25 protein-coding genes are annotated in these 19,604 nt (G+C 66.5%); all 25 read right to left on the bottom strand.

Annotated features, from left to right (window positions below):
* Window positions 1-58 precede the first annotated feature (58 nt).
* The 25 genes from HIR79_RS03090 to HIR79_RS02970 all read right to left on the bottom strand — a co-directional run bounded on the left by HIR79_RS03090 (window position 59) and on the right by HIR79_RS02970 (window position 19,548).
* Window positions 59-1,504, bottom strand: a complete 1,446-nt coding sequence (locus HIR79_RS03090) for a TIGR03752 family integrating conjugative element protein (protein WP_169956699.1) — start codon at window positions 1,502-1,504, stop codon at window positions 59-61.
* Window positions 1,501-2,391: a TIGR03749 family integrating conjugative element protein gene (locus HIR79_RS03085; RefSeq protein ID WP_169956697.1), complete on the bottom strand. Its 891-nt coding sequence runs from the start codon at window positions 2,389-2,391 to the stop codon at window positions 1,501-1,503. The genes HIR79_RS03090 and HIR79_RS03085 overlap by 4 nt, the downstream gene beginning before the upstream one ends.
* Window positions 2,388-3,035 (bottom strand): PFL_4703 family integrating conjugative element protein, encoded by a 648-nt coding sequence (locus HIR79_RS03080; protein WP_169956695.1) that lies wholly within the window; start codon window positions 3,033-3,035, stop codon window positions 2,388-2,390. Before HIR79_RS03080 ends, HIR79_RS03085 begins: the two co-directional genes overlap by 4 nt.
* Complete coding sequence (locus tag HIR79_RS03075; RefSeq protein WP_163559715.1) at window positions 3,032-3,415, bottom strand: TIGR03750 family conjugal transfer protein; 384 nt, start codon at window positions 3,413-3,415, stop codon at window positions 3,032-3,034. The genes HIR79_RS03080 and HIR79_RS03075 overlap by 4 nt, the downstream gene beginning before the upstream one ends.
* Entirely contained in the window at window positions 3,415-3,789 is a 375-nt protein-coding gene (locus HIR79_RS03070) for a TIGR03745 family integrating conjugative element membrane protein (protein WP_169956693.1), read from the bottom strand. Before HIR79_RS03070 ends, HIR79_RS03075 begins: the two co-directional genes overlap by 1 nt.
* 73 nt (window positions 3,790-3,862) lie before the next feature.
* A complete protein-coding gene (locus tag HIR79_RS03065; RefSeq protein WP_096655021.1) occupies window positions 3,863-4,078 on the bottom strand; it encodes a TIGR03758 family integrating conjugative element protein in 216 nt (71 codons plus the stop codon).
* Entirely contained in the window at window positions 4,078-4,431 is a 354-nt protein-coding gene (locus HIR79_RS03060) for an integrative conjugative element protein, RAQPRD family (RefSeq protein WP_211620918.1), read from the bottom strand. Before HIR79_RS03060 ends, HIR79_RS03065 begins: the two co-directional genes overlap by 1 nt.
* 194 nt (window positions 4,432-4,625) lie before the next feature.
* Window positions 4,626-5,318: a TIGR03747 family integrating conjugative element membrane protein gene (locus tag HIR79_RS03055; RefSeq protein ID WP_169956690.1), complete on the bottom strand. Its 693-nt coding sequence runs from the start codon at window positions 5,316-5,318 to the stop codon at window positions 4,626-4,628.
* A gap of 1 nt (window position 5,319) precedes the next feature.
* Window positions 5,320-5,610: a hypothetical protein gene (locus HIR79_RS03050; protein ID WP_152527074.1), complete on the bottom strand. Its 291-nt coding sequence runs from the start codon at window positions 5,608-5,610 to the stop codon at window positions 5,320-5,322.
* On the bottom strand, window positions 5,579-7,873 hold the full coding sequence (gene traD / locus HIR79_RS03045) for a type IV conjugative transfer system coupling protein TraD (protein ID WP_211620916.1): 2,295 nt from the start codon (window positions 7,871-7,873) through the stop codon (window positions 5,579-5,581). The genes HIR79_RS03050 and traD overlap by 32 nt, the downstream gene beginning before the upstream one ends.
* Before the next feature lie 9 nt (window positions 7,874-7,882).
* A complete protein-coding gene (locus HIR79_RS03040; protein WP_249322236.1) occupies window positions 7,883-8,458 on the bottom strand; it encodes an integrating conjugative element protein in 576 nt (191 codons plus the stop codon).
* Window positions 8,459-8,472: 14 nt separating this feature from the next.
* Window positions 8,473-9,057, bottom strand: a complete 585-nt coding sequence (locus HIR79_RS03035; protein WP_211620913.1) for a transglycosylase SLT domain-containing protein — start codon at window positions 9,055-9,057, stop codon at window positions 8,473-8,475.
* Between the two features lie 9 nt (window positions 9,058-9,066).
* Window positions 9,067-9,810 carry a TIGR03759 family integrating conjugative element protein gene (locus HIR79_RS03030; RefSeq protein ID WP_169956688.1) on the bottom strand — a complete coding sequence of 248 codons (744 nt, stop codon included), beginning with the start codon at window positions 9,808-9,810 and terminating at the stop codon, window positions 9,067-9,069.
* Window positions 9,811-9,829: 19 nt separating this feature from the next.
* Window positions 9,830-10,591, bottom strand: a complete 762-nt coding sequence (locus tag HIR79_RS03025) for a hypothetical protein (RefSeq protein ID WP_169956686.1) — start codon at window positions 10,589-10,591, stop codon at window positions 9,830-9,832.
* Complete coding sequence (gene pilL2, locus HIR79_RS03020; protein WP_169956684.1) at window positions 10,584-11,228, bottom strand: PFGI-1 class ICE element type IV pilus protein PilL2; 645 nt, start codon at window positions 11,226-11,228, stop codon at window positions 10,584-10,586. The genes HIR79_RS03025 and pilL2 overlap by 8 nt, the downstream gene beginning before the upstream one ends.
* A gap of 140 nt (window positions 11,229-11,368) precedes the next feature.
* Entirely contained in the window at window positions 11,369-11,905 is a 537-nt protein-coding gene (locus HIR79_RS03015) for a hypothetical protein (RefSeq protein ID WP_096655003.1), read from the bottom strand.
* Window positions 11,906-11,991: 86 nt separating this feature from the next.
* The gene (locus HIR79_RS03010; RefSeq protein ID WP_023005080.1) at window positions 11,992-12,228 is read right to left on the bottom strand and encodes a hypothetical protein; all 237 of its coding nucleotides are present in this window, start codon (window positions 12,226-12,228) and stop codon (window positions 11,992-11,994) included.
* 91 nt (window positions 12,229-12,319) lie between these two features.
* Window positions 12,320-12,853 carry an STY4534 family ICE replication protein gene (locus HIR79_RS03005; protein WP_169956682.1) on the bottom strand — a complete coding sequence of 178 codons (534 nt, stop codon included), beginning with the start codon at window positions 12,851-12,853 and terminating at the stop codon, window positions 12,320-12,322.
* 105 nt (window positions 12,854-12,958) lie between these two features.
* A complete protein-coding gene (locus tag HIR79_RS03000; protein ID WP_096654996.1) occupies window positions 12,959-13,234 on the bottom strand; it encodes a hypothetical protein in 276 nt (91 codons plus the stop codon).
* Between the two features lie 816 nt (window positions 13,235-14,050).
* Window positions 14,051-15,943: a DNA topoisomerase III gene (locus HIR79_RS02995; RefSeq protein ID WP_169956680.1), complete on the bottom strand. Its 1,893-nt coding sequence runs from the start codon at window positions 15,941-15,943 to the stop codon at window positions 14,051-14,053.
* A 102-nt stretch (window positions 15,944-16,045) separates the two neighbouring features.
* On the bottom strand, window positions 16,046-16,270 hold the full coding sequence (locus HIR79_RS02990; protein WP_169956678.1) for a hypothetical protein: 225 nt from the start codon (window positions 16,268-16,270) through the stop codon (window positions 16,046-16,048).
* A 20-nt stretch (window positions 16,271-16,290) separates the two neighbouring features.
* A complete protein-coding gene (locus HIR79_RS02985) occupies window positions 16,291-16,878 on the bottom strand; it encodes a hypothetical protein (protein WP_169956676.1) in 588 nt (195 codons plus the stop codon).
* 37 nt (window positions 16,879-16,915) lie between these two features.
* On the bottom strand, window positions 16,916-17,350 hold the full coding sequence (locus HIR79_RS02980) for a single-stranded DNA-binding protein (RefSeq protein WP_096654988.1): 435 nt from the start codon (window positions 17,348-17,350) through the stop codon (window positions 16,916-16,918).
* 18 nt (window positions 17,351-17,368) lie between these two features.
* Complete coding sequence (locus HIR79_RS02975; RefSeq protein WP_169956674.1) at window positions 17,369-17,824, bottom strand: DUF3158 family protein; 456 nt, start codon at window positions 17,822-17,824, stop codon at window positions 17,369-17,371.
* A 974-nt stretch (window positions 17,825-18,798) separates the two neighbouring features.
* Window positions 18,799-19,548: a PFL_4669 family integrating conjugative element protein gene (locus HIR79_RS02970; protein ID WP_023004985.1), complete on the bottom strand. Its 750-nt coding sequence runs from the start codon at window positions 19,546-19,548 to the stop codon at window positions 18,799-18,801.
* Between the last annotated feature and the right edge of the window lie 56 nt (window positions 19,549-19,604).

Below are 19,604 nucleotides of genomic sequence, written 5' to 3'. Positions count from 1 at the left end.
CCTGGCGGCGCATTTTACAGCACTTCTCACAGCGCTATTCCAGGTACTATTGGCTGCATTACGGCAGATCGAGGACATCCGAGCCCGTGCGGTCATATCGCACCCTCCTTCCTTGTGTCTCGTAGTCGATGGGCAGCTCCCGCTCGATATGGATGGCCACCGGCTGGCCGGGCGGCACGTACACGGCATCGAAGGTCTGGCCGAATCGCTCCTGCACCCACTGGCGCACGTCGGAGACGCCGCCGGCCAGGGCCTGGCTGGCCGCATAGCGGCCGGAGCTGCCGGTGAGGCCGCTGACCACGCCGCCGCTGTCGACGCTGGTGGTGACCTCGCCCATGGCGACGGCATTGGCGCTCTGCTCGGCGGCGCCGAGGATGAAGCTGGTCAACAGGAACTGCTGGGCATTGGTCTTGCGATCTCCGGGGATGCATGGCAGGCCCCGCGGGTCGGAGAGCCAACCGATGGTGGTGCGTCCGGAGCCGTCGCCGGAATTGACGTCCTCCGGGGCCGGTAGGGTGCGCACGGTGCCGTCCTCGAAGACGAAGGTCATCGAGTTGACCTGGCCGCGCACGCAGGAGAGCGTCCAATCCCCTGTCGCCGTGCCGCTGACAATGGCGCTCTCCACCTCAGGCAGGGTGATGCCGTTGGCGGTGAGGTTCTCGCGGCCGATCACCACCTTGAACGGGTAGGGGTCGTTGACGGTGCCGTCGATGGGCACCCGGCCCAGCAGCGCCGTCATGGCCACCGAGCCCATCAGGGTGGAGTTCTCCGGCAGGGTGTAGACGGGCTCTACACTGGCTGCATCGGGGCGTCCGGTCACCCGGCTCTCCACCGCACTGGAAGCGCGCCGAGCCGCTTCGCTCAGCTCACCGGCGGCCTCACCAAAGCGGGTCGGGAAGGTGGTCTCGCCGCGCCCACGCTCGTCCTCCTGGGCGTCCAGGGGCTCGACCCAGGTCAGCGCCTGCGCCGAGCCGGAGCCCGAGTAGGCCGTTCCGCTGGGACCGCCGCCACCTTCCAAGCCCAGACCGATGGGCAGGTCGTCGTCGCGCTGCCCGTCCACCTGGCGGCGCAGCTGATCCAGCTGCCGTTGCAGGGTGCCCAGCATGGAGCTGTCCGGCTGGGACTGGCCAATCTCCTGACGCAGCCGTTCGCGCTCGCGGCGCAGCGCCTCGTCGATGGCGCCGTCCATGTCCTGGTTGCGGGTCATCAGCCGCTCGTTCTGATCGCGCAGCGCCTGGGTTTCCGCCTGGGCCTGCTCCAGGTCGCGACGCATGGCCTGCACGTGGCCCACCAGGGTGGCCACGGTGTCCCGCGGGGTATCCCCCTCGATGCCGAGCGCCTGCAGCTCGTCGTCGCTCAGGGTCAGCGTCGGGTCAGCCTCCCCGGTCTCGGCGTCCGTGCCGGCATCACCGCCGCCGCTCAGGCCGCGCACCACGATCAGCAGCACGACCACCAGCAGCGCCGGGACCAGCACCTTCAGCAGGGTGTTGCTGCGCAGAGTCATGAGGTGCCCTCCTCGGCCTTATCCGTCTCCTCCAGCGGGATCAGCGCCCTGTCCAGGCCGCCGCGCCGGGTGACCAGGAAGACCGTGGTGGTGTCCTCCACGGAGCCCCGCGGGGCCAGGTAGGGGTGCATGAAGGTCGCGGAGTAGAAGTCTCCCTGCAGCCAGCGCGGGTCGAGCTCGAAGGCGCGTCGCCGGTCGTTGTTCTCGAGCTTCACCGCGGTGACCGTCCAGCCATCGAGCCGCCAGGCGCCCAGGGGCGTGGCGGTCACCGGCAGCGACGGCAGCAGGGTGCCGAGCGACTCGGGCAGCCGCATGGGCACGCGCGAGACGCCGCGCAGAGGCTCGATGGTCCGCTGTGGCGCGTAGAGAGACTGGGCGGCATGCCGGGTCAGCAGCACGGGCACCGGCGTGGCGGTGGCCCGCTGAGCGTCACCGCCTGACGCCTGAGCCGAAGGCCGTGACGCCTCTGACGCCTGCGCCCCGCTGCTTCCCGTGGACGAACCCGATGAAGCATTTCCACTGGCCGGCGACGCCTCGCGGCTGTCCACTACCAGGATCTCCTCGCCGCTGGCCCCTTCGCGGGCCGAGAGGTCCAGCAGCAGCACATCCCCGCTCTCCACGTCCTGTACCCGCACGCGCTGGGTCTCGAATGCCTCGAAGGCCTTCAGGTAGAGCACGCCCCCGGCACTCTGGACGCGCAGCACCTCGGGGTTGGCCAGGGCCGGCGGCAGCCCCACCCGCACGTTGCGGTCCAGGGTGACGATGCGCTCCTCATCGACCGGCAGCGGGATCTCCAGGGGACGGCGCTCCCAGTGCATGATCTCCACCGCCAGGGCGTCGCCGGCCAGCATCGCACTCGCCAGGCAGGCCAGTATCACGCGCTTCATAGCGGGTCTCCTTCCTCCTCACGGCCGGGCACCGCCAGGCGCTGCGGGGTGCCCTCGAAGCAGTCCACCTGCAGGCCCCAGGGGTTGCGCTGGGGATCCACGTCGGCGCGCACGATGCGCAGCGGATAGCGAATGAACAGGTCGCGCACCGGCGTGCCGGCATACTGCTCGTCGATGGCCATATCCAGGGTCACGATCCAGGCATCGCGGCTCAGCACCTCGACGGCACTGGCGCGATAGCCGCGCCCGGGGATCTCGTAGATGCCGCGCACGCGACCGGAGAGCTCCTGGCGGCGGTTGCGGGTTTCGTAGTCGTTGTCCAGGTAGCGCTGGCAGGAGGGGGTGAGAAAGGGCGAGTAGGCCTGTAGGTTGCGTTGATAGTCGCTCTGGCCGTCCGCGGGCCAGCGGTTGATCTGCTGCCAGACGTAGAACCCGAAGGCATAGACGCTCGACGGGTCGACCTCCCACCAGGCGCGGGTGCTGCCGGAGCGCAGGTCGGGCGGATTGTGGATGGTCAGGTTCTCCGGGGCCGACTTCCAGCCCCACCACAGGCCGGCGCTCAGCAGGGCCAGCACCGCGATGACCAGGCGCAGGGTGGTGATATGGGCATCCCGGGCGCTCAGGGCGTGACGAAAGCGACTCATGGCCGTCCTCCCGGCTGGTAGCGCATCCGCCGCCGCGAGTAGGGGCCGGAGCGGGTGATCAGGGTCTCGCCGCCCCACAGGCGTATGCCTTGCCGGGCCAGGCGGAACTGAAGGCTGCGATAGAGCCAGGAGGCGGGACGGCCGCGACGCAGCCGCCGCATGACGGCGCCACCGAAGTAGAGCGCCATGCCGGCACAGGCGAAGGCCACAGTGGGCACCATGGCGATGGCCCCCAGCAGCCAGGCGCCGATCGCGCCCGGCAGCAGGCCCGCGGCCAGGCCGCCCAGGGCCATCATCCCAACCTCATGCCCGGTCATCCCCCGAAACACCACCGGCGCGGCGTTCAGGCGGGTCGGCAGAAAGTCGAGACGGTTGGCCATCAGAGAATCTCCGCCGCCTTGGTGGCCAGCCAGATGATGGCGATGATCAGCACCACTCCGACCACGACCACCACGCCGAACTTCGACCACTCACCGCGTACCCGGGCCTCGTTGAAGGTGGCGATGGCGGCGATGGCCACGATCAGGAAGGCCACCGTGGCCAGGATCAGGCCGCCCAGGGCGCCGAAGTCGAACAGATAGTTCTGCAGCGTGGTAAGCAGGCCCTCCCCCTCCCCTCGCGACGGCGCCTCCATGGTGGGCAGCCCCTGTGCCATGGCCTGGGCCGGCAAGAGCCCCGCCGCGGCCAGGGCGGCAAAGCCCCAGGGTTGGGCATGAGCACGGGCACGAGAAAAGAGTGAACGCACGACAGTCATAACGAGCTCCTTGTTGAATGACGAATTACTGAACGTCGAATTGCTGAATGACGAAAAGGCGAGGCCTGCGGCCTCAGAGGAAAATCCAGAACATCACCACGACCAGAAAGACGGCGCGCAGGGCGGCAAAGCCGAAGTCGTCGCCGCTGACGCGCCCCTTGGCGTAGCCTCGGTAGGAGGAGATGGCGCTCCAACACGCCCAGAGCAGCACCACGGTGCAGCCCACCCCGGCAATCAGGATGCCCAGAGGAGGCGCCTCGAAGCCGGCACCGGCGGCGAAGGCCTCCATCAGTACCGCTCCCGCAGGTAGTCGCCGGCGAGCGGCGCCGGCTGGCGGGGCGGCAGGCGAGGCGGTTCGAGCACGTCGTCGATGCCCTCGGCCACCGCCTCGAGGTCACGGCGCAGACGCGGCACGTCCAGAAAGACGCGGGTGGTGTGGGGGTCGAACTCGCCAACGCGACCCTCGAGCCGGTCCACGATGCGCTGAATCTGGGCCAGCTGGTCCTGGATAAGGGCAAGGTCCTGGCGGGCGATCTCATCGCGCACGCCGTCGCGCTCGGCGGCATAGGCGGTACCGAACTGGGCGGTCAGCAGCATCAGAAGCAGGGGCGACAGGGCCCGTGGCAAGCGGCGAAGCGTCATGGCAAGACAGTCCATCCGTTGGCTGGCATTGCCGTCATCCTGTCGCCCGCCGGGGTGCAGCGCAGCAGGAAACCATAAGCGCCGCACACGACGTTTATCTGTGTCCGCTCAATACCCTGGACACGCAAGCGCCGGAGCCCGCACAGGCTCCGGACGATAGCCGCGAGGCCGCGGAAGGCCCGCGACGTGAGACCTCAGAGGTACTTCTTGAAGCTCCCCGTGGCGATGCTGACCAGCAGGCCGAAGAGTGCCGCGCAGGGCAGCAGGAAGGCGTTAGGATGGATGGCGAAGGGCACGCTCAGGTAGAACAGCCAGCCCACCACGAAGACCGGCGTGATGGCCCTCTTGGCGTGGTGGTAGATGAAGGCGGACTCGCGCCCCGCGCCAAAGCGGCGCAGGTCACGACGCACCAGGCCGTCGACGAAGCCGACCAGGGCCGCCAGGGCGAAGAGCGGCGAGGTCAGCAGCAGGATAACCACCCGGGTCAGGGTCATCAGCGTGACGTAGAGCGCCGCCTGCACATAGACGTGCAGGGTGCCGAGCCAGCCGCCGTGATGGGCGCTGGTCTCGAGCCAAGCCGAGATCCCGCTTTTCACGAACAGCCAGTCGTAGGCGCGACTGACCGCCCCCGTCGCCAAGGCGACCGGGTCAGAGACCAGCAGCGAGCGGGTAAAGGTGGTATCCAGCCGGGCCACCTCCGCTTCCAGGGTCTCCAGGGCGTGCTGGGCCCCGGGCTGGCTCCACCACTGCCAGTAGATCCCCGCCCACTCGATCAGCACCGACATCAGCAGCGAGACCACCAGCACCGCCATGACCTGAAACGGCAGGCCGAACAGCGTGGAGAACCAGCCGCGTCGGGTTTCCTGGGCGCGCTCTGCCGTGGCCATCTCAGTGCACCCTGACTGGCGTCAGCGAGCAGAGCAGCGACCAGCGGCGATCGTGGTAGTGCAGGATCAGCCGCCCCTCATGGGGGTGCTCGCCCTGCTCCCACACCGGCGAGAGCCCCTTGCGGTAGGCGCGCTGGGTCAGCTCGACGCGGTCGATGCCGATAACCACGTAGTCGAGCAGCCCGTACAGGGCCGGCGGCAGCTCACTCAAAGAGCCGCTCTCCAAGGCGACGCTGGAGACGATGGCGGTTGCCGCGGTATCAGGCGTCATGGGCGTTGTCTCGATGTTCATCACGGTTCTCCATCTCTTGAGCCAGCGGCCACTCGTCGAGCAGCTGGTCCTCGGCCTCCTCCCCTTGCCGGCGCGCCTTGGCCTCGTCCTTGTCTTGCTCCTCAATTCGGGCTTCTGCCTGCGCAGGCGGCGGCTCCTGGGCATCGCGAGCCCGCACCGGGAGCTCAGCCCCTAGCTCGCCCAGCTCCAGGTTCACCGGCGGCGGCATCACCGCGGTCCACCACTGCTCGCCTGTGGTGTAGTCGCGCTTCATGCGCTCGGCGAGCTCGGCGATGCTGCCAGGGATGTCCTCGTGCCTGTCGGGCAGCGGCAGCGGCATGCGCACCTTCCAGAGCTGGCCGCCCTCGAGCAGGGCGAAGGCCTGCCCCTTGGGCAGCGAGACCACGTCCGCCGGCTCGATCATCGGCACCTGCACGGTGCTGATGCGGTCGCCGCCGGAGCTGGTGAAGTCGATATCGTTGGCGATGTCGCTGGAATCCGAGGCCATGCTCACCAGCATGCGGGTGGCCACGTTGACCTGGCGCAGCTGCCGGGTCAGCAGCTCGGCGGTCTTCTCCTCGCGCACCCGCAGCATCACCAGGTTGTTGAAGTTGCCGACCACCTGGCCGGCCTTGGCGGCGTTGCCGATGCGCGCCTCGATGTCGGAGAGGGTCTGGGTGTAGGCGGTGACCTGAATGCCGGCGCCGCCCCCCTTGTTGATGAGCGGGATGAACTCGTCGCCCATCAGCTCGTTGAACTCGTCGCAGTGCAGGTTGATCGGCACCTTGCCCATGCGCTTGCCGTTCACCGCCGGCAGGCCGTCATCGATGCCGTGCTTGTAGATATGGCCGGCCACCGAGACCAGGTCGGCGAACATGGAGTTGCCCACCGCCTGGGCCACCTCGAAATCAGACATGGCATCCAGGCCCACGTAGACGATGCCGCGCTTACGAATGATCTGCTGCCAGTCGATGATCGGCCGAGGGTCTTCGATGTCGTCGTAGTCCGGCGAGAGCAGCTCGGCGATGCGCCCGGTGGTCAGCTTCTCCAGCAGCGGCAGCAGGCTCGCCACGATCTTGTCGAAGTAGGTCTTGTCGTAGCGCACGGCGCTGCGCAGCCCCTCGAGCACCGCGTCCACCACCTTGACCTGCTGCAGGTACTGCTCGATGGCCACGACCCGCTTGTCGCGGCCCTGAAACTGGCGGGGGATGTTCTTGTCGTTGAGCTTGCCCTCGATGGTGGTGATGCGCTCCCAGGCGTGCTGGTCGTGGCGGGTCAGGGTCTGCTGGGCGTACTCGATCATCAGGCCGTCGATGTTCACCACGTCCGAGAGGATCTGCTCGTAGGTGGGGCGCTGCCCCAGGGCATGACGGGCCCGGGCCACGATGTTGACGAAGCGCCAGGCGAACTCGCGGAAGGCGGCGCTGTTGCCCTCCCCGGAGAGCTGACCGGCGAGCCGGGTGGCCACCTCGGAGATGCGCCCGAAGCGGCCCACGGCGTTGTAGCGGGCCGAGATATCCGGCCATCCCAGGTGGAAGACGTAGAATGAATCGCCGCGGCCCGCCCGCTGCGCCTCGGCATACATGCGGATCATCAGGTCGGCGTCGCCCTTGGGATCGAAGGCGATCACCACGTCGCCGCGATGGATGTCCTGAGTGATCAGGATCTCGGCGAGCCGGGTCTTGCCGACCCGGGTGGTGCCCTCCACCAGGGTGTGACCCACCCGTTCCCCCAGGGGCAGGTAGACGTCGCGCTCCTTCCACTCCACGGCGTGCAGTGCCGCCATGCCGCCCACCGGCGGCAGCGGGCGCACAGGATTCCAGGGCACATCCGCGGCGAGCAGCTTCACCAGCGGCCGACCGGCCCCATAGCGCTCCAACCGGTTCTCCAGCTCCCGGGCCAGGCGGTAGGCGGGCCCCGGGCGCAGATAGCGCTGCACGTGAGGCTGCTGGCTCTCATGCAGCCGCTGGGTGTGGCGCGCCTCCCACTTGAAGCCCTTGCCCATCCACAGCAGCCGCTGACTGACCGGGATCTGCCGGCTGCGCAGCGCGAAGCGCGGCAGGCGCTTCATATTGCGGCGGTAGCGCAGCACCACCCAGGCCTGCCGAGCCCGCCACAGCCCGAAGGCAGCAAAGCCTGCCGCCATGCCGTAGCCCACGCTGGGCGACAGGGCCAGTGACCAGGGCGCCATGACGCACAGCACCGCACAGGCCAGGCAGACCAGGGCGGTGTTGAGCTCTACCGCCGGGCGCAGCAGCGCCTCCAGAGGGTGTGTCTGGTTCATCGTGCGCTCCTACTGCTCCAGCCCCTGAGCCGTCACCAGCACCGGGTAGTGGGCCAGGCCCAGCCGACCGGCCAGGTCGTCCCCCGGCGTGGGGCGAAGCTCGAGCCCCGGCGCCGCCTCGCGCAGGCGCTCAAGCCCCTCGGGCGTGGCCACCTCGACGATCAGCCCCACCGCGTTGAGCTCGCGCAGGGTCTCCCCGCGGGCCTCCAGCCAGCGCAGCGACAGCGCATCGTCACCGACCAGGAAGAAGGGCGTCATGCGGCTCGGCAGATCCAGCGGACGAAAGCGCACCTCGCCGGGCGACAGCCGCTCACTGGTCACCGGCAGCATATCCGCCTCGCTGAACGCCACCGGCGCACGCGTATCCGGGGCATAGCCCTCCTCCTCCGGCACGTCGGCCATGCCGATGGCAACGAAGTAGGGGCGGGCCGGCTCCCCGCCATGATCGGCGAGCACCTCCAGGGCAGGCCGCTCGGCCAGGGACATTTGGGGCATCGTCTCCGCCTGGGCAATGGCGGCAAACAGCCCAAGGAGCCCACCCACCAGAGCGGGTAACATCCAGCGGCAGCGATCACGTTTCACCATCGGTCGACTCTTCCTTAGTTGGCTGCCAGCTGCCGCTGGCGAGACGTTTGCAGCCGTTCGAGCTCCGCGGCGACGAGGCGGCGGTAGCGGGCCGCCGGCTCTCCGCCAGCGGGACGGTGGTAACGCCCGGCCGCCTGCACCCAGTCGCCGGTAGCCTCGAAGTGGCCGCGCAGCAGGCGCGCCGCCTCCTCCAGGTTGGCGTAGGGATCCAGGGCATCGCAGGGGTGCGGAAAGCGTTTGCCGGCGCCGAACAGCTGCGGCTGCCAGCGCACGTTGAGCTGGGCGATGCCCACGTCCACGACGCGGGTTTCCTGAAGGGCCAGCACCAGGGCATCGCAGGCCGCCTGGCGAGTCGCAAAGTGGAAGCCCTCCCCCGCCACATTCAGGGTCCAGGGCCAGGGCCGGCGAGCCGCCTTCAGGCTGACCACTGACTCCACCGTGGCCACCGCATAGAGCACCTCGGGCGGGACCTGATGCAGGCTTGCCGCATCGAAATAGGCCGGCGGCACCGCGCTCGCCTTGGCCAGCGACGATACCCATGCCAGGCCACAGGCAAGCGCGCAGCTCATTGCCCAGCGTCGGCATGCTGTCAGCCTCATGCCCCCTCCTCACCTCGGGTAGACCTGGGGCAGCGACCCCATAGTGATGCCGTGCTCGGGGTCCGGCTGGCCGTGGTTGAGAGTGATGTCCCGCGCCCGCACGCGACCCGCCGGCACGCCCACGCGGCTGGCCCAGTCGCGTATCACGGCGTCGTCGCCGTCGCTGTCGAGCACAAAGATGTCCATCTGAGCGCCCTGGACCAACAGCTCGCTGACAGTGCTGTCGCAGCGCTCGCACGCCTCGACCGCCACATACACCGTCAGCCGCGCCTGCAGCGCACCCTCGTCGGTGAAGTGAAAGGCGTTGCGCGGCCGCAAGGTGAACTCATCCACCGGCATCTCGTCGGGATAGAGACGCTGCCAGGCCTCGTCATAGGCTCGCTGAAACGCCAGCTCCCGCTCGGTGCGCTCGCGTTCCACGGCCACCAGCAGCTCCGCATAGCGGCGGCGCTCCTCGGCGCTGCGCGCCTCCACGCCCAGGGCGGTGATGGGATCGAGATTGGGCGACCAGATTCCCCGCGGCCCCTCCATCAGCGTCTCGTAGCGCTCCCAGTCGCGCTCGGTCAGCCTCCAGGCCTCGGCCCGCTGCATGCGCGTGGTAGTGCGCTCGCTCTCGAGCAGCCGCTGGGCCTCCTGAATCACGGCGGAGGCATCGGGGCGATGCTCCGGGGTGGACTGGGCCGCGGCCTGGCTGGCCAGCAGCGCCACGGCAACGGTCATCGCGGAAAGCACAGCAGGTTTCGGGTTTGTCATCGCAGGATCTCCGGTGGGCTCAGGGAATCTGGACGTCGACGGCGCGGCCGTTGCGGCTGAAGACGGCGCGGGTGCCGCGGATACTGGTCAGCTCCCAGCCATCCTGGCGATCCCCGACGCCCAGCAGCCGGATATCCCGCAGGCTCGACAGGCCGTTGGGCGAAACGCCAACGTAGGGGCGCCCGCCCCGGGACTCGACGCCGGTGACCTGGAACGGGGGCGACGGCGGGGCCGCTGGCCGCGGCGCCTGGCGGGAAGGTGCCGGGCGTGGTGCCGCCTGCCGGCTCTGCTCGAGGCGCTTCTCCAGCGTCTGGATCTGCTCGTTCTGGGCGGTGACGCGCAGGTTGAGCTCGCTATCCAGGTGGCTCAGCGTCTCGGCAAACTCAGACAGGCGGGGCTCGAGCGGATCCAGCTGCTCCAGCTGGGCCTGTGCGGCGGTGATGCTGGCGGCATTCTCCTGCCCACGCTGCTCGGCTCGCTCGAGACGCTGGTCCAGCTCCGCCAGGTGCTGCTCCAGCACCGTCTGCTGCGATTCCACTCGGGCGAGCGCCTCCTCCAGCGGTACCAACGCCTGCTGCACCTGGGACTGCACCAGGGATTCCACCGGCACCTCCTCAGGCGCCGGCCTCAACAGCAGAGCCCCCGACACCACGGCACCGGCCAGGCTGACCGCCAGCAGGCCGTAGAGGGTCTTCCTGCTGCCCTTCCCTGCCCCGCGCTTGCGGCGATGCTGCGGCTCCGTCGGCTTGTGGTCGGGCGACAGCTCGGTAGGCTCACTCATCGCTCACCTCCGCCACCGCTGCAGCGCTCTCGTCACGGCTGTCGTCGCCGTGCCCCGGCGCATAGCGGATATCCCGCACCTGGTAGCAGACCTCTCTGGCGACAGGGTCGACCTCCAGCTCCCAGGCGTCGCCGCCCAGCACCTGAAGGGCTTCGCGCAGCGGCATCGGGCCCAGCCGGTAGTGGGCCGCCGGCAGCGGCTTGCGGTAGAGCGTGCGCTGAGCGGGGCCGGGCGCGGGGCAGAGCGAATAGCCGGTATGGCGCAGGGTGTGATGCAGCGCATCCTCCACAGTGGTGGTCATGGATGCCGGAATGCGCACGTCGATGGTCTGCTCCAGGAGGTAGCGCTGACCCAGCGAGGCCTGAGTGGCCACCAGCTGGTAACGCCCGGTGCGAATGACCTCAACGGAGGGCAGTTCGTCGCTGTAAATGTCCGGAGTCACGGCCTCGGTCGTCGGCGGGTTGGGGCCGGTGACCACGGCCCGATGCCGCTCGCCGTCCACGTCGAAGTACGGCAGCGAAAGCACCAGAGAGTCGGCGTTCGAGGGTTCAGGAGCTTGTTGCGGCTGATGCGCACAGCCCGCCAGCAGCGTGGTGGCGATCAGCGCAGCGGTCGAGAGGGTGGAAAGGTTGAGCATGCGTTGCCTCAAGGAGTCCATTCAATGGCGTTGAGGCAGGAGGTTCTCGGGTTTGCGGGGGCGGGTCGATTGGAAAGCGTAATCAGGCGGGGAAAGGAAAAACGCCCCGGAATGGGGCGTTTTTCGCAGGTTGGGAATCGTCAGTGCCTTGGCATGACGCTGAGCGCCTCGAGCTCTCGGCGCACATAGGGTCGATAGTAGTGGTCCAGAGCCAGCTGCAGCCGCACGCCTGCCGCCTGCTCGCGAAGCCAGCGCGCTGCGCTGACGTTGTCTGCCAGGGCAATCTCCTCCCTGGCCCGCTGCTCCAGTGCCTGCTCGCGCTCGCGTAGCGCAGACGCTTCCTGAACGGTGGGCGGCATGAGCCACTCGAAGGCACCCGTCGTAAAGCGTGCTGCTGCCACAAGGCGACCGTACCGGTCTCGCACCTCGGCGTGAGACAGCATGACCTCCGGGCCGATATGCGCCAGAAGGTCGGGCTCTGCATGGACGATCTCGGTGACCGTCGCAAAGCTGCCAGCGTCGATGACGGTTGTCTCCTCGAACCAGGGGTCCGAGGGAGCGGTATCGTCATACTCCCAGCGCGTGCCATGCACCGTGAGACGAAACTGCTCGCGCAGCACCGCCTCCCGAATCAGCGCACCTTCGACCGCATAGGGATTAGGGACAAAGTGTTCCATCGTGGTTCTCCCGTTCATGACAACGCCGGGGAGAACCTTCCCAGCGGGGAGGCATTTCCCCGGCTGGGTGGTGATGGGCAATGTGGTTAGTCGAGGGGCAGGCCTGGCCATTTACCCCCGTGAGTCAGGATGAGACGGATGCTGCCATCCGGGTCGTCGTGGCTATACTCGCCCCAATAGCGGGCGCGGTAGTGAGCCTTGAGATCCATGCCCCGATCGATGCACTGCACGAAGGCGTACAGCCTCCCGGCACTCTCGCTCAGGATGTAGAAGCAGATCGGATCTCGCGGATCGTAGAGCAGTTGGTTAACTTCCACTCGCATTGTCTTCTCCAGCGGACTGTCATCGCCGAGAAGAACCTCCCCGACGGGGAGGTAAATCCCCGGCTGGGTAGGTTGATGGAAGCGCTGTGGATCAGTGCATGGCCGGCGAATCGAAGGAGCCGGCCGCTTCTCCCGCATGGGCAGCGGCGTAGCCATTGCCGGTTTCAGACGGCTCCGCTGAGGCAGCGGATCTGTCGTTGCCGGCAGTCTGCTCGTCGCGGCGGGGCGCCTGGTAAACCATCTCGCCGTTCACCTTGATCCAGCTGATGAACAGCAGGCGCGCCTTGAGACTGACGCCGGTCTGGCCCGCCTTGTCGCCTCTGGAGTAGACGAAGGTGTCCGTCCAGAGGTCGCCAAGCTTGAAGCCCACCAGCACCTTGCGGCCCTGATACACCGCCTGGCGGCAGCGTTTGACGAGCGCTTCGGCCTCACGGCCGCTGATCCGACAGTCGAAGCGGGTATAGCCCACATCGTCCGCGGGGCCATTGAGGGCGGCGATATCGCATGCCCAGAACGCGTCTCCACGCTTCGGCCTGACCTCTCGGATGCGGTTGAGATAGCCAAGGCCGGTGATATGCAGATCGAAGAAGCCAGTGGTGGCACTCTGGTGAGTGGAGTTCGTCATGGAGTGTCTCCTCGGTGGGTTGCGGTGTGCGCCCGGAAGACACTCGCCCCCTCTGGGAAGTCGAGTGGCTTCCCGGGTGGGCAATAGGTGGTTTCAGACGCTGGCTCAGCCCATCAGCACGCAGTGGTGCCGAGCGCCCGCCAGGTGGGTGTGGCAGCAGTCGCAGGATGAGGTCGAGAACGCTTCGTCGTACTCGCTATCGCCGACGACGAGGGTGTTCCCGTCGCGCTGCGCTGCGTAGATGGAATCACGCACCTCCCTTTCTCGGGCGGCAGCGCTCTCCTCATCCAGGAAGTGATCCAGCCCGGTGGCATCGTCATTGGCGATGATCATCAGGCAGTCGTCACAGACCATGACATGGTCGTCGACAATCGTGGCCATGGGGTCTTCCTCCAGGTTCCAGGGGGTCCGCCCCCCTGGGGAGGCATCTCCCCGAATGGGTTGTAATCGCAGTGGCATCCAGCCCGAATGGGCGGCCTCGTCTCGGGATGCGCGAGGCCTTGGGTGACGGCGTACCGCCAAGCGGCGCACCCTTGAAACGCCTGGGTGCCTGGGGTGTCTCGGTTGGAACCGGTCGAGACCACCGGGCCGCCAGCGGCGGCACTTGCCCACTGGAAGGCTGCTCATTGCTTGGGCAGCGTCTCCTCGATATCCCCACTCGCAAGACGCGGCACGCCACGTCTTGGGATTGAAGACCATAGAGGGCATCAACAGGGTCGTCGCCGTATCGACAAGTACCAGGATGTCCGCCATGCAACTGGAGCCAAGGCATGTCCCTCGTTGTCATGCTTCGCTCACGGTGGCACCCGAATCTCTTCGCGGACGCATTCGGTCGATCAAGCACAGATCCCTGCACAAAGGGCTCCCGTTGGTGATGCGGCGGGCTCCGCAGAAGGGCAGGCGTTTCCAGCGTGGAAACGTCAACCGGCCTGGCCGCCACCCTGGATCAAGGTAGCCGGCAGGCCGGTCGTCGTATGAGATAGGTGGCCAACCAACCAAGTTGGCCTGGGACTAATGAACCTCGAACCCCGACTGTTGATGATGCAGTGTGAGCCGTATAGGCGGGATGGGGCGTATTCGTCTCGCGAGGTGCGAATACTTTGGGGGATTGAGCGTTGGCGCTCAAAGGGCGTTGCGTGATGACCGTCAGCAACCAACGGGGTACGGCTCTCATTATTGAGCCTACCCCTCTTAGGGTCAAGATGATGACGCTTTGCGCCGGCTGCCAGCGCCTTTTCCTGGCGTCTTGCTCTTCGACTGAGGCATCGTCACCGTGGACTCGCGCGCATGCTGCACCAGCTTCTCTACCATCCCGGCCTGACGGCCCATGAACTCCTGCAACGCCAGGTGCCCTGCCGCGACGTCATCCAACGCCTGTTCCCAGAGCGCCGTCATGCCGGGATTGGTGATGACGGTAGGCAGCGCATCGATCAGCTTCTGGCCGGTCGGCGTCGAAACCAGGGCCCGCTTCTGCCGCTTGATGAAGCCCCGCTTCAGCAGGGTCTCGATGATGCCGGCTCGCGTTGCCTCGGTGCCGATCCCTGCCGTCTCCTTGAGACGCGCCTTCAGGCGCTCGTCTGTCACGAACCGAGCGGCATGCTTCATGGCGGCGACCAGGGTGCCCTCGGTGAAGGGCTTGGGCGGTGTCGTTTGTTTGGCCAGCACCTCAAGCTGACGGGCCTGGCAGCACTCCCCCTCGCTCAGCGACGGCAGCGGGGGCGCTTCCCGCTCCTCGTCGCCGCCATCTCCAACCGCCGCCCGGGGAAAGAGTTCGCGCCACCCTTCCACACGCACCTGCCGCCCTGAGGCCACAAACGCTTCGCCCTCCAGGTCTACCCGCACCTCGGTCCGATCGTACTCGTGAGCCGGCAGAAACTGGGCCAGGTAGTGGCGACGAATCAGGTCGTAGACGTTGCGCTCGTCATCGCTCAACTTGGCCAGGTCGCAGGCCGCGGTCGGGATGATGCCGTGGTGGGCGGTAATCTTGCTGTCGTTCCAGACACGGCTCTTGCGGCTCGTGTCCAGCCGCTGGCGAAGCGGTGACAGCACCTCATCCGAGTGCAGCAGCATCGTCACGATGCGCTCGGCATCATCGCGCTGCGACTCCGGCAGATACCGACAGTCGGTTCGCGGGTAGCTGGTCGCCTTGTGGACTTCGTAGAGCGCCTGGGCGATATCCAATACCTGCTGGGCACCGTAACCAAAGCGGCGCGACGCCTCCTGCTGCAGCGATGAGAGATCCATCACCAGTGGCGCCGCCTCCTTCTTGCGGCTCGTCTCGAGGTGGCTGACACGCCCCTGCTGCCCGGTGACTCGCTGAGCCAATGACCGGGCGGCTTCCTCGCTGACGCAGCGCCCCGCGGCATCCTGGATCGAGGCATCACTCGGTTGCCACTTCGCCTGAAAGGTCCCGCCCGACGCCTGCAGATGCGCCACGACTTCCCAGAAGGGCTGGGGAACGAAGTTGGCAATCTCCCGGTCGCGATCCACAACCAGGCGCAGCGCAGGCGTCTGCACACGCCCCACCGAGAGTACTCCCTGATGGCCCTGTCGCTGGGCCAGCACCGTATAGGCCCGGGTCAGGTTCATCCCGACCAGCCAATCGGCCCGGCTACGCCCGAGCCCAGCCAGATATAGCGGGTAGGTCGCCTCGCCGGGCCTGATGCCGGCCAGGGCCTTGCGGATCGAGGCATCATCCAGGGCCGAGAGCCACAGGCGGGAGACCTTCCCCCGATAGCCGCAGTGATCCAAGATTTCGCGGGCGATGGTTTCCCCTTCCCGGTCGGCATCGGTGGCCACTACCACCTCGGTCGCCTGGCCCAGCAGCTTCTTCACGACACCGAATTGCTTGCGGCCGCTCTTCTTGACCTCCATCTTCCAGGTCGAAGGCAGAATCGGCAGCGCTTCCAGCGACCAGCGCTTGAGCGCTGGATCGTACTGCTCCGGCGGAGCCTGCTCGAGCAGGTGCCCGAACCCCCAGGTCACGACACACCCCTCGCCCTTCAAGAAGCCCTCGCTGCGCTGGCCGGCACCAATCACGCGGGCAATATCTCGGGCCTGCGAAGGCTTCTCGCACAGGAATAGACGCATTGGCACACCTCCCTCATAAGCGTGGAGGGCAGCATGGCAAGGCAGTGGGAGGGAGCGAAGCAAGAAAGGGAACGACAGCGAAACGGCTTTGCACCGACGCCTTCAAGAGCTGGCCATCAGCTCGGCGACGTCCATCACGTCCCCCAGGAGGAACAGCATCTGGGTGCCGGACGAGCCGGCACCTCTGACAATGGGCTGGGGTGGCGCATGGCCGCGAAGGTCGCGTCCATGCCGAAGGGCATCCTTGAGCTCGGTGACACGAACACCCAGCAGCTGCGCTGCATGAGTGATGCCGATCCGCTCTTTTCTCAGTGCTGGCGATGTCACCGAATGCCCTCCTGTCTGCGCTAACGGAGCGCCATACGGAAACGCTCCTCAAGCGCCTCACCCATGGCATCCCCATCGTACCCGGCACTGGTCGTTGGCAGGTACTCTACGTTGATACGAGAACCACTGCCGTCGCGCTGTATTTGAGTTTTCAGCACCAGGGAGTGCTCGGCCCCGTTGACGGCCTGCCTGGCATAGTCACTCATCTGATAGAAAGCGCCGGGCGTAGCATCGAAGTGCCAGGCGTTGTCCATCATCGCCCACTGGTCAGAGTTGCTGTTCGGATTGAAGTCCGCATCGGAGCGGAATCCAAACTCGGAACGCACCCGAGCATAGGCCGTATCCACATCAAGCGGCGATGCCATGCTGAAGCGCCCATGCCGGCTGCTTGCCGATACTTCCTGGCCGCTGCTGGCTGCCTCAGCATCCTTTTCGATAGCAGGCTGCTGCCCGGGGTCGTAATTGACTGGTTCCCCGGTCACCGGATTGTTGATACAGGTCAGGCAGCGCCCTTGAGAGTAGAGATGGTCCTGTGTGGCACAGCCCGCTGCCAAGGTCACAGCAGCACCCAGGCTCACCCAACACAGAACTCCCCTGGCTCCCTTCATCGCTCTTCTCCTTGGTTCATCCATGATCACTCAGCGGCTAGCCCCCGTAGCCTTCCTGGCTGGCCTCTGCGCCGCTGTTGTCTTGCTCAGCCGGCTGTTGATGGCTATGGGGGGCATCCATGATTACCTGAGCCACCCGGTGAGGCAAGATAGCGACCCGGTCTGCCTGCACCTTGAACGCCGTTCGCGTCTCGCCGCTCTGCTCCCAGCTGTCCTGAACCATCTTGCCCACTACCACAATCCGCATGCCCCGCTGGTACAGTCGGGACCAGCGCTCGGCATCACGGTGCCACCACTCCACATCGGCCCAGAAGCCACCACGATCCACGATCTCTCCATCCTTGGGGACCAGGTTATCGAATCGCACGTTTAGCCTGAGCAGCGTGCGGGGCGGCTGGTTCTCACGCACGGGGAATGTCCGAACCTCCGGATCGCTGCCGATATTTCCCTCACCGTAAAAGCGGGTGCCCATGGGTATCCTCCTTGGTCGTTATCGCTGAAATGAGACGGCATGCTCGATATCGGCCAGCGCCTTGCCGATTCGCTTGATCGACCAGTTGATCGTGGCCGCCTTGGCATTGAACACGCAGCGCTGCACCTCGAGATCGATGACGGACTGCCGCATCGCCTCGGATATGTCGTCGCGAGACAGGAACGTTTCCAGCAGCCAAAGCCCCATGCTCCTCTGCCTGTTATCGCGCCACTGCAGCGTTCTGGCAGGAACGCCTGATTTACCCCATGGGGTCAGCCAAAGATCAGTCGACTTCAGCAACCCCCCATTCGCCTGCGAGGCTATATCGATCGCCTCTTGCCGCGCCGCTCTTGCCGACTCCTCCAACTCATCACGGAGCCGAATCAGCTCCCCCTTACCCTTAAAGGGTTTTAAAAAACCCTTTGCGTAGCTGTTGAATGCATCATTGCCATAGCTGTTCGATGCGGTATCCAAGCTGCCCCCTCATGCACTTGCCGTGATTCCACTGGAATCACCTCGAAGACCTCCTCGGCACCACCGCCCAGATGATTCCAGTGGAATCACCCCGGAGGCCTCCTCGGCACCGCCGCCCAGGTGATTCCAGTGGAATCACCCCCGGGGCCCTCCCCGGCACCACCGACCAAGTGATGCCACTGGCATCACCCTGGAGGCCTCCCCTGCACCGCCACCCAAGTGATTCCAGTGGAATCACCCCAGAGACCTCCCCGGTACCACCGCCCAGGTGATTACACTGGAATCACCCCAAGGCTTCCTCCGGCACCACCGCCCAGATGATTCCAGTGGAATCACCCCGGAGGCCTCCTCCGGCACCGCCGCCCAGGTGATTCCAGTGGAATCACCCCCGGGGCCCTCCCCGGCACCACCGACCAAGTGATGCCACTGGCATCACCCTGGAGGCCTCCCCGGCACCACCGACCAAGTGATGCCACTGGCATCACCCTGGAGGCCTCCCCTGCACCACCGCCCAGATGATTCCAGTGGAATCACCCCGGAGGCCTCCTCGGCACCGCCGCCCAGGTGATTCCAGTGGAATCACCCCCGGGGCCCTCCCCGGCACCACCGACCAAGTGATGCCACTGGCATCACCCTGGAGGCCTCCCCTGCACCGCCACCCAAGTGATTCCAGTGGAATCACCCCAGAGACCTCCCCGGTACCACCGCCCAGGTGATTACACTGGAATCACCCCAAGGCTTCCTCCGGCACCACCGACCAAGTGATGCCACTGGCATCACCCTGGAGGCCTCCCCTGCACCACCGCCCAGATGATTCCAGTGGAATCACCCCGGAGGCCTCCTCCGGCACCACCGCCCAGATGATTCCAGTGGAATCACCCCGGAGGCCTCTTCGGCACCGCCGCCCAGGTGATTCCAGTGGAATCACCCCCGGAGCTCTCCCCGGCACCGCCGATCAAGTGATTCCAGTGGAATCACGTCGAGGGAGCGTCTCCTGGCTCCCCAGCGGAAGGCGGTGAGTCTCCTTTCGACTCGCCGTCGCTGCCGGCCCTCGCGGCCTCAGCTGGCTTGGCAATTGGCGGTGCAAACTCGCTGCGCCGCTTGCCGGAGAGCACATCGTCAGGGAGTGCGCCGAACTTCTCGATGGCGTCTCGAGCCTTGGCATTGTTGGCGGCAAAGTCATCCCGGGTGGCACCGCTGAAGCCGGGGTACTTCTGGGTGCTCGCGCACAGGCTGCGCAGGAGGTGCCCCCCCACCCGGACGTATTCCTCCATCTGTCGCCGGCCAATCAGGGCGATATGGTGAGCAAGCATGACGCGCCTGACGAAGCGGTCGAAATCGATCAGCAGGCGCAGAGCGAGCCAGCCGTGTTGGCCGCCCGTATAGACGGGAATCTTGAGGGGCTGCTGGTTGAGATTCTCTTCCACGTCCAGCTCTGGCGGCAGCTGAGCCAGCAGGTTATCCAGCTCCTGAAGGCGCTGGTCCAGCTGAGCTCGCGTCTCGGCGAGCTTGGCATCCAGCTGCAGCAGCCAGTGATCCGCATAGGGGTCATCCTTGGCGGCGTTCTGCTTGATCGCACCGCAGATCAGCAGAAACTGCCGCATGCCGATAATCTGCGGACGCCCTGTCTCGACGCCTCGCCCCTTCCAGATCCGTGCTGCGTGATGGGTGTGTAGCGTCAGCTCGATCTTGCTGCGCAGTGCTCCCAGGCGATCAACGGCCATGTCGCGTTGCCCTCATGCTGATGTGTGTCCGCGGTACGGCAGGCACTGTCAATCAG

It is taken from the genome of Halomonas sp. PGE1, from assembly GCF_013000985.1.
GTDB classification, from domain to species: Bacteria; Pseudomonadota; Gammaproteobacteria; order Pseudomonadales; family Halomonadaceae; genus Halomonas; species Halomonas alkalicola.
Note: the sequence above shows the minus strand (reverse complement) of the source record. Positions and strands in the feature narration are given on the sequence as shown.

What these genes read in the sequence shown, in the direction of transcription:
- HIR79_RS03090 (WP_169956699.1), bottom strand. Translation starts at nt 1,504, where the DNA reads ATGACTCTGCGCAGCAACACCCTGCTGAAGGTGCTGGTCCCGGCGCTG.
- HIR79_RS03085 (WP_169956697.1), bottom strand. Translation starts at nt 2,391, where the DNA reads ATGAAGCGCGTGATACTGGCCTGCCTGGCGAGTGCGATGCTGGCCGGC.
- HIR79_RS03080 (WP_169956695.1), bottom strand. Translation starts at nt 3,035, where the DNA reads ATGAGTCGCTTTCGTCACGCCCTGAGCGCCCGGGATGCCCATATCACC.
- HIR79_RS03075 (WP_163559715.1), bottom strand. Translation starts at nt 3,415, where the DNA reads ATGGCCAACCGTCTCGACTTTCTGCCGACCCGCCTGAACGCCGCGCCG.
- HIR79_RS03070 (WP_169956693.1), bottom strand. Translation starts at nt 3,789, where the DNA reads ATGACTGTCGTGCGTTCACTCTTTTCTCGTGCCCGTGCTCATGCCCAA.
- HIR79_RS03065 (WP_096655021.1), bottom strand. Translation starts at nt 4,078, where the DNA reads ATGGAGGCCTTCGCCGCCGGTGCCGGCTTCGAGGCGCCTCCTCTGGGC.
- HIR79_RS03060 (WP_211620918.1), bottom strand. Translation starts at nt 4,431, where the DNA reads ATGACGCTTCGCCGCTTGCCACGGGCCCTGTCGCCCCTGCTTCTGATG.
- HIR79_RS03055 (WP_169956690.1), bottom strand. Translation starts at nt 5,318, where the DNA reads ATGGCCACGGCAGAGCGCGCCCAGGAAACCCGACGCGGCTGGTTCTCC.
- HIR79_RS03050 (WP_152527074.1), bottom strand. Translation starts at nt 5,610, where the DNA reads ATGAACATCGAGACAACGCCCATGACGCCTGATACCGCGGCAACCGCC.
- traD (WP_211620916.1), bottom strand. Translation starts at nt 7,873, where the DNA reads ATGAACCAGACACACCCTCTGGAGGCGCTGCTGCGCCCGGCGGTAGAG.
- HIR79_RS03040 (WP_249322236.1), bottom strand. Translation starts at nt 8,458, where the DNA reads ATGGTGAAACGTGATCGCTGCCGCTGGATGTTACCCGCTCTGGTGGGT.
- HIR79_RS03035 (WP_211620913.1), bottom strand. Translation starts at nt 9,057, where the DNA reads ATGAGGCTGACAGCATGCCGACGCTGGGCAATGAGCTGCGCGCTTGCC.
- HIR79_RS03030 (WP_169956688.1), bottom strand. Translation starts at nt 9,810, where the DNA reads ATGACAAACCCGAAACCTGCTGTGCTTTCCGCGATGACCGTTGCCGTG.
- HIR79_RS03025 (WP_169956686.1), bottom strand. Translation starts at nt 10,591, where the DNA reads ATGAGTGAGCCTACCGAGCTGTCGCCCGACCACAAGCCGACGGAGCCG.
- pilL2 (WP_169956684.1), bottom strand. Translation starts at nt 11,228, where the DNA reads ATGCTCAACCTTTCCACCCTCTCGACCGCTGCGCTGATCGCCACCACG.
- HIR79_RS03015 (WP_096655003.1), bottom strand. Translation starts at nt 11,905, where the DNA reads ATGGAACACTTTGTCCCTAATCCCTATGCGGTCGAAGGTGCGCTGATT.
- HIR79_RS03010 (WP_023005080.1), bottom strand. Translation starts at nt 12,228, where the DNA reads ATGCGAGTGGAAGTTAACCAACTGCTCTACGATCCGCGAGATCCGATC.
- HIR79_RS03005 (WP_169956682.1), bottom strand. Translation starts at nt 12,853, where the DNA reads ATGACGAACTCCACTCACCAGAGTGCCACCACTGGCTTCTTCGATCTG.
- HIR79_RS03000 (WP_096654996.1), bottom strand. Translation starts at nt 13,234, where the DNA reads ATGGCCACGATTGTCGACGACCATGTCATGGTCTGTGACGACTGCCTG.
- HIR79_RS02995 (WP_169956680.1), bottom strand. Translation starts at nt 15,943, where the DNA reads ATGCGTCTATTCCTGTGCGAGAAGCCTTCGCAGGCCCGAGATATTGCC.
- HIR79_RS02985 (WP_169956676.1), bottom strand. Translation starts at nt 16,878, where the DNA reads ATGAAGGGAGCCAGGGGAGTTCTGTGTTGGGTGAGCCTGGGTGCTGCT.
- HIR79_RS02980 (WP_096654988.1), bottom strand. Translation starts at nt 17,350, where the DNA reads ATGGGCACCCGCTTTTACGGTGAGGGAAATATCGGCAGCGATCCGGAG.
- HIR79_RS02970 (WP_023004985.1), bottom strand. Translation starts at nt 19,548, where the DNA reads ATGGCCGTTGATCGCCTGGGAGCACTGCGCAGCAAGATCGAGCTGACG.